Source organism: Nocardioides sp. CPCC 205120, assembly GCF_048654585.1.
Taxonomy (GTDB): Bacteria; Actinomycetota; Actinomycetes; order Propionibacteriales; family Nocardioidaceae; genus Nocardioides.
Map to the genome: position 1 here is coordinate 608873 of NZ_JBMCYY010000001.1, position 13245 is coordinate 622117.

Below are 13245 nucleotides of genomic sequence, written 5' to 3' on the forward strand. Positions count from 1 at the left end.
GGGTGTGATGTCTGATCTCGACGCCTGGTACGAGGCTCGGCAGCGCATGGTGCAGGCGGTCGTCGCCGACCTTTACGGCACGTCGGAGGACGACGAGCTCGACGAAGAGCCCCTGGAGAGATACATCGTCGGCATCCTGCACCCGCGCGACCAGCAGGGCCACCAGGCGGCGATGGTGGGGGTCGTCGACGAGCCCCCCGACGGCGAGGAGGGCGGCTCTGCACCCGATGCGGGCGTCGACCCCGGTGTTTCGTTCGCCCACCGCCGTTACCCGTCGAGCATGGGACTCACGGTCGGGCTCACCGACGTCACCCGCAGCTTCACCGTCGAGGTGGAGGCTCACCGTTATGAACCTCTTGCTGACGGGGGTGACCTGCCGTCCGGCGGAGAGGGCGATATCGCGAGCAGGTCCCGGACGAGGCGCGTCGAACGGTGGCGGCGGGCCTCGTTCGGGCCCGTCACCACGACCTTCATCGTCGGCGAGGCAGCTCGGCCGGAGCTGCCACTCGCGGACGGTCTGGCGCTCAGGGTCGTGCAACGCCCCGCGCTCGATGGTGTTCTCAGCGTGACCGTCGTACTGGTGAACACCTTCGTCGTGCCCGAGAGCGGCCGCTCCGACGCCTGGTGCTGGTTCCGCCCGAGGGTCAAGGTGTCGGCCGTGGGCGGGGAGCTGGCCGACCGACGTCCCCGTCGGGTGCTGGAACACATGGACACCGACGAGCACAGCGGTGAGCTGCTGTACCGCCGTGAACGTCACCTTGCAGTCGGCCACGGCGTGTCGGTCACGTGGGAGGAGGCCGAACATGTGACCGAGGTCGAGACGACCTTCTTCCCGGAGCACGACCTAAGACTGGCGCTGGCTGACCGGGACGACGTTCCGGGCCTGTCCATGTCCGAGCTGGCGGTGCCCCACGTCCGCGAGCCCCTCGACGGGTTGGTCGACCGGTACGAGTCGTGGATCGACGGTGAGGCGCGCAAGCTGGGCGCCCTTCGCGATACGCAGGCCGAGACGGCGCGCAGGCACCTCGACGACGCGCGGATCGCCGCCAGACGCATGCGGGAGGGCATCGACCTCCTGGATCGCAACGAGCATGCAGAGCGTGCCTTCCGTGCCATGAACACCGTCATGCAGCAGCAGCGGGTCCGCCAGGAGATGATCCGACGCGGTCTGACCGAGGCGCCGACCGACGTGATGGGTGTGTGGCGCCCGTTCCAGATGGCGTTCATACTCCTGAACCTGAGGGGTCTGGCTGAGCCCGCGAGCCGTGATCGAGAGCTTGCCGACGTTCTTTGGTTCCCGACCGGTGGCGGAAAGACCGAGGCCTACCTAGGCCTCATCGCCTTCAACCTCGTGCACCGCCGCCTCCGGGGCGCCGGCGCGGACGGTGACGGGGCGGGCGTGGGGGTCCTCATGCGCTACACGCTGAGACTGCTGACGCTCCAGCAGTTCGAACGCGCGGCTGGGCTAATCTGCGCGCTGGAGGTGTGGCGCTCGGAGCAAGGTGACAGCTCGACCTGGGAGCGGTTCAGCATCGGGCTGTGGGTCGGTCAGGGCGCTACCCCGAACAAGGTGGCGGATGCGGCGAAGGCGATCCGCAAGCGCCGTGCAGGTGAAGAACCCGGCGACCTCGGCGATCCCGTGCAGCTGCTGCGATGCCCGTGGTGCGGGAGCCGACTTGGGCCGGAGCACTACGACGCCGACGCGCAACGGGACCGGATGACTGTGCGGTGCGCCGCACCGGGGTGCAGGTTCGCGGGCCTGGACGGGTTGCCGGTCCATCTCGTCGACTCAGACGTCTACGGGGCGCGTCCGTCTCTGGTGATCGGGACGGTCGACAAGTTCGCGATGCTGGCGTGGAACGAGCAGAGCGGCCGGCTGTTCGGCTCGGGGCACGACGCCCCGCCAGACCTCATCGTCCAGGACGAGCTTCATCTCATCAGCGGTCCGCTGGGAACGCTTGTCGGGCTGTACGAGACGGCGATCGATCATCTTGCGACGGATCGCAGCACCGGCGCGCGACCAAAGGTTGTCGCCTCGACTGCGACGATCCGCCGGGCAGGCGAGCAGGTGGCCGCCGTCTTCGCGCGGGAAGCGCGTCAGTTCCCTCCCCCAGGGGTGGATGCCGATGACTCGTTCTTCGCCGTTGATGCCGAGCCGGCCGTCAAGGGCACCCGGAAGTATGTCGGTCTTCTCGCGCCGAGCACCAGCCACGCCACGCTGCTGGTGCGGACGTACGCAGCACTGCTTCAGGGAGCGAAGGACCTGGACGCCCCGGACACGGTCCGTGACGCCTACTGGACGCTCCTCGGATACTTCAACAGTCTGCGGGTGCTCGGAGCTGCCTACATCCAGTCCATCGACGACGTCCGCGACCGGATCAAGGTGGTCGCGGGCCGAAGCAGAACTCCGCCGCGAGAGACCAGCGACCCGCGAGAGCTGACCTCTCGGAAGAAGTCGACCGAGATCCCCCAGGAGCTCGAGGCGCTCCAGACCCCGTGCACCGAACCGGGCAGTCCGGACATCGTCCTCGCAACCAACATGATCTCTGTCGGCGTCGACGTGGACAGGCTCGGGCTCATGGCAGTCATGGGGCAGCCGCAGACGACCTCGGAGTACATCCAGGCGACGAGTCGGGTAGGGCGTCGTCATCCTGGTTTGGTCCTGGCGATGTACAACGCATCTCGATCACGGGACCTGTCGCACTACGAGTCGTTCACGTCCTATCACCGATCGCTCTACAAGCAGGTCGAGGCCACGGGCGCGACCCCGTTCGCGTCCAGGGCGATGGACCGAGGCCTCCACGGCCTGCTCGTGATCCTGGCACGGCACCTGGTGCCGGGTGCCGCCGGCGACAAGTCCGCGGAGGTGCCGGTGGAGTCGGGGGCCTTTCCAGATCTGATCGACGTCATCGCCGCTCGAGCCGAGAAGGTGGCACCAGGGCGGGGGCCGGAGGTCCGCGACGCCCTCGAGTCGTTGCTCAGCAACTGGAAAGAGGGGGTCGGCGACGGGTCGGTTCGGCAGTACGCACGGTGGGGGATGCAGAGCGCGGACCTGAAGGCGCTCATGGTTCCCGCAGGTAGCTCGGTCCCGGGGGCGGAGGGCGGCGAGTCGCTCGGCGAGATCTTCCCTCCCACCCAGGCGCCGTGGCCCACGCTGACGAGTCTCAGAAACGTCGACAGGGAGAGCACGTTGAAGATCATCTCGTCGTACAGGAGCAAGGGATCCGGAGACAATGGTGACCAGTGAGCGCCCCAAGGCTCGGCAGAGTCAATTGGTGACGACGTACGGCGTGGGTTCTCTCTTCCCGGCCGGCGACCAGAGCTTCATGATCTGCGGGACGGACGAGTGGGACGAGCGCTGGTCCCCCCCGGTCGAGGAGCCGCGTCTGGCGCGCTCTCTCGGAGTTCACACCTTCCGCTCGCCCTCGAGCGGCAGGCGCTCAGGCGACGTGCCCGTCGTTCGCTTCCCGGAGTACCACTACTGCCCCGAATGCCGCCGCCTCGACTCGTACAGGCGGTTCGACGCGAAAAAGATGATGTGCCCCGACTGCCTGCGCGACCTGACGCCTTCGCGTTTCGTGGCGTGCTGCGAGAACGGTCACATCGAGGACTTTCCCTACTTCAACTGGGTGCACCGCGGAGCTGAGAGAAGTGGAGCCGGCCACAGGCTGTCGTTGGAGACCAGGGGGGCTTCGTCGTCCCTGGCCGACATCGTCATCCGCTGCGCCTGCGGCGTAAGGCCGCACGACCTGGACGGATCGTTCGGGCGAAACGCCCTCAACCAGATCAAGAAGTGCGCGGGGCGACGCCCATGGCTGCCGGGAGCGCCTGACGAGCCGTGCGAGAAGCCGCTCCGAGCCCTCCAGCGCGGTTCGTCCAACGTGTGGTTCGGCGAGGTTCGATCGAGCATCTCCATCCCCCCGTGGTCGAGTCCGAACGCGCAGTTCGTCACCAAGCACTGGCCGGTCCTTGAACATCTTCCGGAAGGGGCCCTCGCCCTGGCCCTCCCCGCCATGATTGCCGGCCGAGCGGAGTATGACGTCAACGGAATCGTCGACCTGGTGCGAACACGCAAGGGTCTGGAGACTCGTACGGTGCCCACGGACGCGGACCTGCGGGAGGAGGAGTACCGCGCCCTGATCGACGGCAACAATGGTGGGTCGCACGACACGTTCCAGTGCGAGTCGGTCGACGTCGACCGCCGCGTCCGACCGTTGGTCGCGCAGGTGTCGATGGTTTCTCGACTACGGGAGGTGCGCGCGCTACGCAGCTTCTCCCGTGTGTCTCCTGAAGCTGGAGGAGCGCCGTCCAAACTCAGTCAAACCCCCCGCGACTGGCTGCCGGCCACCGAGGTACTCGGCGAAGGCATATTCGTGCGGTTGGACGAGACGGTGATCGCTCAGTGGGAGGCGAGCGGCTTTGCCGGTTCACGTCATGACCTCCTGGCTGAATCCCTCCGACGCCGCTCCGAGGACTCCAGGGCCGACGAGGCCGCATCGCCTTCCAACCGCCTCCTCGCGATCCACTCGCTCGCCCACGTGCTGCTCGAGGAGCTGAGTCTCGATGCCGGGTACCCGACCGGGTCGCTGCGGGAGCGCATTTACGCGGAGAAGGGCCAAGCCGGCCTCCTGATCTACACCGCGTCGTCCGATGCCGCTGGAAGCCTGGGCGGGCTCGCGGCGCTGGCCGATGCCGAGAGGTTCGCCGACACTCTGATCGCCGCGTTCGCCCGGGCGGCGTGGTGCTCGAACGACCCCGTGTGCGGCGAGTCTGGGCCGTCGGGGAGTGACGGTCTCAACCTGGCCGCGTGCCACACGTGCCTGCTCCTGCCCGAGACCAGCTGCGAGCACAGGAACACCTACCTGGACCGGGTCAGCCTGGTCGGCCCGATCGACAGCACCAAGGGCGGCCTTGGTAGCGCGTTGATCCCGGGGTGAGAACAGCAACGAACTACGACGAGAGGCACTTTCCGTTGAGCATGGTCGGTGGGGTCCACATTCCCGCACTCAAGGGACGGCAGGGCGATCGCGACATGTACCTGCTGTCCGTGAAGAACACGATGTTGCTGAGGAACTTCTCGGCAGGGGCGGAACCCGCCGACACGAAAGACAAGAAGGCGCAGAGAAGCCTCGACCCCCGACACGCGGGCGACATCGTGACCTACATGGTCGAGAACACTGATGACTACGTGCTCGGGGCCGTCACGTACGCGATCGACGTCGTGGACGCGCGGGACCACTTCGTCGAGCTGCAGGAGGGAACCGGGGTCGGATTCCTGGTCCTTCCGCTCGACGCCGAGCTTCGATGCCTGGACGGCCAGCACCGCCGACAGGCGATCAAGGAGGCGTCCGAGGCGGATCCCCGCCTGCTGGACGACTACACGGCGGTCGTTCTCTACGTCGAGGACGACTACATGCGGCGGCGGCAGATGTTCAGTGACATGAATGCCACCCCCAAGGTCGTCGCGAAGGCGCTCAACGTCGCGTTCGACAGCCGTGACCCTTATGCGTTGGCCGCGCTGCGTCTCGCCGACGAGCACCCCATGCTCAAGGGAGTGGTCGAGAAGGAGAAGGCCCGCATCACCACACGGAGCGGTGCGATCTTCTCCCTCGCCGGGGTGTACGACGCTCTCAAGCGGTACGTCCTCGGGGCCAACGTCCCTCGGGGGCGGAGCCCACGTGACAGGGACGTCGACACGCTCGTCCAGCTCGGCGGTGAGCTGTTCGACACGCTCGCCAGTAGCCGGGACGAGTTCGCGGCGGTCACGGCGCAGGTCAGATCCTTCATGATGGACGACGGGTCGCCCACGGCCCTCGGTGCATACATGGCAGCGGAGCGTCGGGCAACGCTGCTCCTGTCGACGACAACGCTGCGCGTGATCGCCGGAGCACTACGTGAGGCTCTGTCTCGGGACAACGAGAGCGACCCATTGCGTTACGTCTACTCGCTGAGCCAGGTGGATTTCACCCCCGACTCGCCGCTCTTCAACGCGGCGGGCTTCGTCGGCAGGACGGGTACGCCGAGCGCTCGAAATCAGGAGGTGATGGCGGCGACGCGGGCACTGGCGGCCGTGCTCGCGAGGTGATCGGTCCGCACCGTTGACCCCGGCGTCAGGAGTGCCCACCACGTCGTCCAGGCCGTCCGCTCCGACCTCGAAATATGGGTTGTCGAAGCACCGTCCTCTTGGCGGAAAGGGTCGGTGGTCGAGGTCTGTCGCGAGATCTGGACGCTGCATCCGGATGACCTGGCCGGCTCCGGCGACCTCTTCTACACGTGGCAGTACGACGCGAGGTGGGCGGCGCAAGAGCTCCGAGACGCCGGTCGACTCGCGCCGAGCTCAGGGCGGGGGGCGGCGAGCGCTGGGTGCTGGCGGTCGGCTCCTGAGCTCGCCGCTCGCCGCATCTCCAACCGGTGTGCTGAGGCTCAGGGGCGTCGACATCGGCCAGGTGGAGGCAGGTCGGTAAAGGAGACCAGCGCAGATGCGCGCGTCGCCGGCCGGGCCCCGACCCGGCCAGCCAGCGCTGCCTAGACCAGGGGTGTTTGTTCGCTCTCGATCGTCGGTGGTCCCCGCAACACTCCTGGCATGCGCATGACACAGGTACTTGCCTCTCCCCAGCTCAACGGCCTCGCGATCGATGCCATGGTCGCGAGGCTGCTTGATGACTCTCAGTGGTCGACTGTTGGGCTTCGACGTTCCGCGGGCGCCGCGGTGGCCGTCAACCCCAACACCGATAAGGGCCGTGCGGTCGAACTGGTGACCTCGGGCGCGGCATTCGGTGGTGACGTGATCTGGCAGCGTCCGGACCTCGACCCTGCGACCGTGGTTCGACTCCTGCAGTGCGAGGACGAAGAAGGGGGCAGCGAGTGGACCGAGCACTCTGCTTCGGTGCTGCTCCGCCTGCTCGAGCGGGATCGGCGCCAGGCTTTCGAGATCATCGCCGCGCGGAACAGCGACATCGGTTGGTACCCCGGCTTTCTCGCGGCCCTGGTCGGAGGGTGCGACAACCCCGAGCTCGAAGCCCTGCTGCTGCCGGCATGGATCACGTCGGCCGGTCTCGACTACGGTCTCGAAGAGGACCTGGACGTCGAGGATTTCGTTCCCGCGGTCCTGATCATGCGGCGGAACGCCGGGGTCGCGCGGGCCGGACTGGCGGTCCCGCGAGCACGGCAGGGATTCGCGCAGGCCGGCTTCGAGTTCGATGACTCGGGCCGGCTGGTCTCGAGTCCGCAGGGGGTGCGCCTGATCGATGAGCCCCGTCGACAGGCGCCCCACGGGCATCATGTGCCGGATGACGGTCACGAGGAAGTGGATGGGCTTGCTCGGGCGATCAGCGAGCGGTGCGTCGACGCCGCGTCGGCTCGCGCTGCGATCGACGGCCTGCCGTTCGACAGACTCTCCTGGTAGGCGCGGCACGAGCAGGCCCGGGGTGGTGCAGGTGAGGCGCACACATCGCGCCTGGTCCGGCGGCGTCTCTTGCCCCGTCGACTGAGTGGTGGCATACCCGTTCCACCCCGGACGTGGGCCATGCGCCCGAATTTGCGAACGACTGCGACGAGGTGCGCTGCCTCCAAGGTGCCCTCTGCACCAGCCAACGCAGCGCCTGTGCGCAGCGTGCATGAGTGCGCGTCCTTCGCTTCGGTCTCCCCCGGAAGCGCAGGAGACCGGCAGCGCGCACCAGAGGACGCACCGATGAAGCAAGGGAAAGCGATGTTCGACGAGCAGCAGGGCACGTCCACACGGATGGCGCCGTACGGCGACGGCCGGACCTACGCGATTCCGAGCGGGTGGCCGGAGACGACCGAGGCGATGCGCGCGACCGCGCTCGAGGCGACCCTCGCAGCGCTCGAGCCGGGAGTCGTGGACCGTCTCGACCGCTACTACGACCCCGACGGCGGTTACTCCGGCTTGCTCTTCGCCACGGCGGGTGACAATCCGGCGTACGACGTGAGTGCCGCCGACCTGTGGGCCGTGTCGACCCTCAGTGTCCAGGTCGACAGCCGGCAGGCACGAAGGATCTTCGATGCCAGCAACGCTCGCATCGTTAGCCTGCTGCACGCGCTTCCGGTCGACACCGCCTTGTCCGACCTCGAACATTCACCGCTCGGGTCGGCAGTCACGCTCGACCGGATGTGGGACCTGCACCTCTTGTTCAAGACGCTGACGTCCACCGACGATCGCGATTCCAACCGGTGGGTGTTTGCTTCCAAGCTGTGCGCCCGGAAGCGCCCCGGCCTGTTCCCGGTGCGGGACTCCTTGGTGTGCCAGCACCTGGCCGGCGGCCAGTCGCTGGTCGAACGGGTCCCGGCAACTTCAGCGCCGACCTGCAGATTTACGCGTACCTGAGCACCCATTCCGACGTGCTCGGCCCACTCCGTGAGTTGCAGCGCGCGTCGCGGCACCCTGTCGACACCGGTGAACTACGGCTGCTCGATGTAGTGCTGTGGACCAAGGCGAAGTGGGGCTGATTCCTCCGCCCTAGTGGTGCTAGCGAGGCTGTTGAAGCCGTACTTGGGGCGCTGGTCCGCCGCTCGACGAACACCCCTCAAGCAGCCTGAGCAGCCGCCGCACCCACCCGATCAGCACGCGCGGCGCCGTACGCAACGGACCCGACGGGCACGCCGAGCGCCCCGGAGATGACGTCGGCGACGTCCCCCTCCAACGCCTCCACCCGCGGCCGCACGCCGAGCAACGCACGCGTCAACCGCTCCTGGTGCTCCAGGTCCTCCAGGTCCCCGAGCGGCAGCGACGCGTACCCCCGCGCCACTCCGACCCGCCCCCCGGCAGCCTCGACGACATCCACGTGGCTCACCGTCACCCGATCGAGCCCCCCGCTCGCCCGACAGACGCGCGCGGCGTACTCCAGCAGCACGAGGTCGAGGTGGCCGACGCGCCAGGAGCCCTGGTACTCGCCGTACCCGTTGTGGGGCTCGGGCAGGAGCGCGGCCAGGGCCGGGTCCTGCGTCGGGAACGGCCCCGCACCGTGCCGCGTGGCGTAGGCGCGCGTCGCACCCCAGACCTCGCCCCGCTCCAGCCCGGCCTCGGCCAGCAGCGCCTGAGCCGGCGAAGGCGTGACCGTCGACCACGTCGTGTGCGGGTGGAAGCCGCGCCACTCGTCGAGCAGCACGCCCTGCGAGCCCTCGAACACGAGCGACCCACGTTCGGCGGCCGACCGCAGGTACGCGGCGTCCGGCACGATCGCCACCGCCGCGCCGAACTCCAGCAGGTCGACCGCCATCTCCCGCACGCTCGGCACGTCGTGGGTGCCCTGCGCCAGGAGCGGCGCGTAGAAGTCGACCAGCGCCATCAGCTTCGTGCGCAGCCCGGCCGAGTCGAGGCAGTCGCGCACCCGGATCGCGGCGTCGCCGGCGGTCTCGGGGAGGGCGTACCACTGCGTCTCCCCGATCCCGAGCCCGCACGAGCCGTGCCGGCCGTCGCCGCGCAGGTCCTCGCGGGTGCGGTTCGCGGCGCGGTGCACCGGCGTCACCACGAGGGCGTCGGGGCTGACGGCGACGAGACCGAGGGGATCCTCGACCCCGAGCGCCGCCAGCTCCTCGGCCTCCACCGCGAGCGCCTCCGGGCTCACCAGCACGTGCTGGCTCAAGTAGGACGCCACCCCCGCGAGCGTCCCCGACCCGAACTGCCGGAACGTGTGGTGCACGTCCCCGACCACCACGTTGTGCGCCGCCTGCGCGCCGCCCGAGAACCGCACGACAGCGCTCACACCGCCCTGCGCGCACAGGTGGTCGACGGTGGCGCCCTTGGCCTCGTCGCCGAACCCGAGGCCGACGACGATGCGGTGCGGCTGTGCCATGACGGATCTCCTCTCAGGCCAGGTCGTCGGGTGCGTCGAGGTCGCGAGCCAGCGCGGCGGGGAGGGTTGTCGTTCCGGCCCCACCCGAGCCCGCGCCGGCGCCGATCGTCGCGAGCGCCCGGCCGACCGCGGGGCCGCTGGCGCTGCCGACCTCCCGCAGGTCCTCGAGCCCCTCGTCGAGGTCGATGGCGTCCTCGAGCAGGCCGACGGTCAGCGCGATGAGGTCGCAGACCGCCGTCGGGTCCTCCAGGCGCAGCAGCCGCTCGCCGAGCACGTCGGCCCAGTAGCCGTTGACCTTCGGGTTGTCGAAGTGCGCTGTCTGCCGGGGGAGCACGAAGAACACCTCCCAGCGCTCCTGCACCTCCCGCCACAGCGCCGCGCTGTCGAGGTCGCGGGGGAGCCGGTCGCCGATGAGGTCGCGCACGTAGCGCGCCCGCAGCTTCGGCTTGCCCATCTCGTCGCCGATGACGAACAGGTAGCCCTTCCTGCCGCGCTTCTCCCACGCGTCGGTGGCGGTGTGGCGGGCCATGAAGTAGGCCGCGAGCTCGTAGGACTCGCTCAGCTGCCCGCCGCCGTTGCCCTCGAGGAAGATCGAGCGCAGCTGCTCGTCCATGCGGTTGTCGGACTCGAACTGGCCCACCTGCAGCGGCACGTAGTCGGTGTCCGCGTCGCCGAGCGCGCCGAACATGATCTGCGGGTCCTCGGCGTACCCCTTGCGCTGCAGCAGCCCGTGCAGCTTCGACAGCTCCGCCTGCATCTGCCGCGGCACCGTGCCCATCGAGCCGGTCACGTCGAAGAACACCGCGATCGGCGTGCTGTTGGGGTGCTCGACCGAGTCGCGCGACTCGCGCACGCCGGCGTCCTTCGGGTCCAGCGTCGGGTGCGCCCGCCACTGCGAGGCCGGCCGGCGCCGCACGTCGTCGCTGTAGCCGAAGTCCGCCGCCCCGCTGCGCCGGCGGAACGTCGCCGCCGCCCGGTAGTCCCGGTCGCTCCACGCTCCGTTGCCCATGACTGTCTCCTTCTCTCGTTGGTCTGTGTGGTCGGTCTGTGTGGCTGGTCGGTGGGTCGCGGTTCAGACCGCGACGGCGAAGGGGCGGAACCGCCGGGCGCCGTAGAGGCGGTCCAGCAGGTCGTCGTACTCCTCCAGCAGGTCCGCGGCCCGCGGCCGCATCGCCGGCGCCGCCTGCATGCAGCCCTCCGCGAACCGCCGCTGCGCCCGCTCCTCGGGCCGCAGCAGCGTCAGGCCGAGGGCGCCGAGCATGAAGACGTCGCTCGCGGGGGTGAGTACGCCGGTGCTCGCCTCGGGCGGGTACGCCGCGGCCTGCGACGCCACCCGCCCCTCGGCCGGGCGACCGGGCCGCGTCGCGAACGACCAGCCGGCCAGCACGACGCCGTGCTCGAGCGGGTGGATGAGCACGTTCTCGGGCAGGACGGCGCCGTGCACGAGGCCCGCCGCGTGGGCGCCGGCCAGCGCGCGCAGCAGCCGCCGCTGCATCCACGCCCAGTCGCGACCGTCGAGCCCCTCGGGCGCGGCCTGCCGCACGTGCGCCAGCGAGTAGAAGCCGTCCGCGCGGCCCAGCGACCCCAGCACGTTCGCCTCGCGGCGCTCGGTGGGCGAGCCGACGGTGGCGGTGTCGATCAGCCGCGGGAAGTACGGCGCCAGCCACCCGTTGCCGGGCCGGTCGGTGAAGTCCTGCAGGGCCTGCAGCGCCTCCCGCTCGTTGCGGACGAACCGCGACGACGCCGGGCGGCGGGCGATCTTCACGACCGCGTCCTGGCCGGGCACGGCGTGCAGGTTCGCGACCGTGCCGCGGGCGACCAGGGGGCCGACGGGGTAGGTGCCGCGCTGGCCCCGGAGGGCGTCCGTCGTGTCCCCCTCGGCCTCGCGGCCCCACGCCTCGTGCAGCTCGGTGGCCTTCGCGAAGGCGGCGGCCGCCCGGTCCCGGTCGGTGCCGGGCGCCGCTGCGGCGAGGCGGTCGGGGTGGAGGCGGAGCGCCAGCACGCGGAACGTACGGCGCGCCCTCCGCCGCGCACCTGAGTCGGCGCTCGGCGGGCCGAAGAGGTCCGTGGCGGTGGTGGCCGCCTCGACCTGGCGGAGGAGGGTCTCGGTGTCGCTCATGACTAATAGTCTGTACGACAATTAATGACCTGGCAAGGGTTCTGGTCAGAAAGACAAAAAAGATCGCGGAGGGGCCCGGCAAAGACCCGCGGGTCGCGGTAGGAGCGGTAGTGGACGACTACCGCTGACACCGCGACCTAGAAGCGGTTGGCAGCGGTTGGCGGCGTCGCCGCGCCTGCGGTATGAGCGGTAGCGATTCACTACCGCTGGCACCGCGACTCCGTTGGGAGCAGCCCCCAGGCGGACGATCAGCCCCCGAGCCGCTCCGCCAACGCCCGCCCGAGCTCGTGCCCGGAGCGCCACGCGGTCGCCACCCTCGGCTTCGGCCCCCACCCGTCGCCGCACACCCCGACACCCCGCGGGTCCAGCAGGAACGGCTCGTCTCGCTCGCCCGTCGGCCGCGCCAGTCCCCACCGCTTGACCTGCACCGACGCGGGCTCGCCCAGCGACAGCGCCGCCCGCAGCGTCGCCACCATCTCCGGCACGGCCGCGTCGGGGTCCTCGAGGTGCCGCGACGCGAACTCCGGCGTCGAGTGCGCGACGAGCACGGGCGCGCCGTCCCCGCGCCGCTGCCCGTCGTCGGCCACGAACGACAGCACCGGGTCGCCGTTGACGAAGACGCCGTCGACGTCCCACGTCCGCTCCGGCCATGTCGCGACCAGCGCCAGCACCGGCTCCCACTCCCGGTCGAGCCGGGCGGCCACGTCGTCGAGGGAGGGGTCCAGCAGCCGCCGCGCCTGCGGGTCCGGCATCGCCAGCACGACGGCCCGCGCGGGCTCGCCGTCCACCACGACCCCCGCGTCGCCCACGGCCACCGACGAGACCGCGGCGCGCCGTACGTCGAGGGGCCCGGCCAGGTGCTCCACCAGCGACCGCAGCGCGCCCGCCGCGCCCCAGCGCACGGGTCCGTCCTTCGCCTCCAGCCGGCCGTCGTCGAGCGCGTGGAACCGGCTCGTCCACTCCCGCGCCAGGCCGGCCGCGCGCCACTCCTCGACCACCGCGGCGAAGGCGGGGTCGTCGTCGGGCACCGTGAAGTACGACGCGCCCAGGTCGACCGGGCGGTCGTCCACGCGACGCGACGCCATCCGGCCACCGATCCGCATGCCGCGGTCGACCACGACGACGGGTACGCCGGCCTCCGTCAGCGCCCGCGCGCACGCGACCCCGGCGATGCCCGCCCCGACGACCACCACGTCGCGCTCCGTCACCCCAGCCATGACGACAGGATGGAGGGGGCTGCCAACCGGGGGTGCCCGCCGTACCACACCACCGCGCTGGCCCACCGCTGCCCGCGACACCTCCGCGACACCTGGC

9 protein-coding genes are annotated in these 13245 nt (G+C 70.1%); 5 read left to right on the forward strand and 4 right to left on the reverse strand.

Annotated elements, in window-relative coordinates; translation table 11 throughout:
- Window positions 1–7 precede the first annotated feature (7 nt).
- From ACOACO_RS02855 to ACOACO_RS02875, 5 genes are all read left to right on the forward strand, one after another.
- Complete coding sequence (locus ACOACO_RS02855; RefSeq protein WP_420294739.1) at window positions 8–3247, forward strand: helicase-related protein; 3240 nt, start codon at window positions 8–10, stop codon at window positions 3245–3247.
- A complete protein-coding gene (gene drmB, locus ACOACO_RS02860; protein ID WP_420294740.1) occupies window positions 3234–4937 on the forward strand; it encodes a DrmB family protein in 1704 nt (567 codons plus the stop codon). The genes ACOACO_RS02855 and drmB overlap by 14 nt, the downstream gene beginning before the upstream one ends.
- A gap of 41 nt (window positions 4938–4978) precedes the next feature.
- Window positions 4979–6085, forward strand: coding sequence for a DNA sulfur modification protein DndB (locus ACOACO_RS02865; protein WP_420296288.1), 1107 nt, complete (start codon window positions 4979–4981; stop codon window positions 6083–6085).
- A gap of 498 nt (window positions 6086–6583) precedes the next feature.
- The gene (locus tag ACOACO_RS02870; protein WP_420294741.1) at window positions 6584–7405 is read left to right on the forward strand and encodes a hypothetical protein; all 822 of its coding nucleotides are present in this window, start codon (window positions 6584–6586) and stop codon (window positions 7403–7405) included.
- 303 nt (window positions 7406–7708) lie between these two features.
- Window positions 7709–8344, forward strand: coding sequence for a DUF6308 family protein (locus ACOACO_RS02875; protein ID WP_420294742.1), 636 nt, complete (start codon window positions 7709–7711; stop codon window positions 8342–8344).
- 199 nt (window positions 8345–8543) lie between these two features.
- On the opposite strand, the gene ACOACO_RS02880 is transcribed toward ACOACO_RS02875, so the two are convergent.
- From ACOACO_RS02880 to ACOACO_RS02895, 4 genes are all read right to left on the reverse strand, one after another.
- Window positions 8544–9812, reverse strand: a complete 1269-nt coding sequence (locus ACOACO_RS02880) for an adenylosuccinate synthetase (protein WP_420294743.1) — start codon at window positions 9810–9812, stop codon at window positions 8544–8546.
- A 13-nt stretch (window positions 9813–9825) separates the two neighbouring features.
- On the reverse strand, window positions 9826–10821 hold the full coding sequence (locus tag ACOACO_RS02885; RefSeq protein ID WP_420294744.1) for a hypothetical protein: 996 nt from the start codon (window positions 10819–10821) through the stop codon (window positions 9826–9828).
- 63 nt (window positions 10822–10884) lie between these two features.
- Window positions 10885–11931 (reverse strand): hypothetical protein, encoded by a 1047-nt coding sequence (locus ACOACO_RS02890; RefSeq protein WP_420294745.1) that lies wholly within the window; start codon window positions 11929–11931, stop codon window positions 10885–10887.
- Window positions 11932–12179: 248 nt separating this feature from the next.
- Complete coding sequence (locus ACOACO_RS02895; RefSeq protein ID WP_420294746.1) at window positions 12180–13148, reverse strand: NAD(P)/FAD-dependent oxidoreductase; 969 nt, start codon at window positions 13146–13148, stop codon at window positions 12180–12182.
- Between the last annotated feature and the right edge of the window lie 97 nt (window positions 13149–13245).

Bases quoted from the DNA above. Each gene is read 5' to 3' on its own strand.
- ACOACO_RS02855 (WP_420294739.1), top strand. From the start codon at position 8: ATGTCTGATCTCGACGCCTGGTACGAGGCTCGGCAGCGCATGGTGCAG.
- drmB (WP_420294740.1), top strand. From the start codon at position 3,234: ATGGTGACCAGTGAGCGCCCCAAGGCTCGGCAGAGTCAATTGGTGACG.
- ACOACO_RS02865 (WP_420296288.1), top strand. From the start codon at position 4,979: ATGGTCGGTGGGGTCCACATTCCCGCACTCAAGGGACGGCAGGGCGAT.
- ACOACO_RS02870 (WP_420294741.1), top strand. From the start codon at position 6,584: ATGCGCATGACACAGGTACTTGCCTCTCCCCAGCTCAACGGCCTCGCG.
- ACOACO_RS02875 (WP_420294742.1), top strand. From the start codon at position 7,709: ATGTTCGACGAGCAGCAGGGCACGTCCACACGGATGGCGCCGTACGGC.
- ACOACO_RS02880 (WP_420294743.1), bottom strand. From the start codon at position 9,812: ATGGCACAGCCGCACCGCATCGTCGTCGGCCTCGGGTTCGGCGACGAG.
- ACOACO_RS02885 (WP_420294744.1), bottom strand. From the start codon at position 10,821: ATGGGCAACGGAGCGTGGAGCGACCGGGACTACCGGGCGGCGGCGACG.
- ACOACO_RS02890 (WP_420294745.1), bottom strand. From the start codon at position 11,931: ATGAGCGACACCGAGACCCTCCTCCGCCAGGTCGAGGCGGCCACCACC.
- ACOACO_RS02895 (WP_420294746.1), bottom strand. From the start codon at position 13,148: ATGGCTGGGGTGACGGAGCGCGACGTGGTGGTCGTCGGGGCGGGCATC.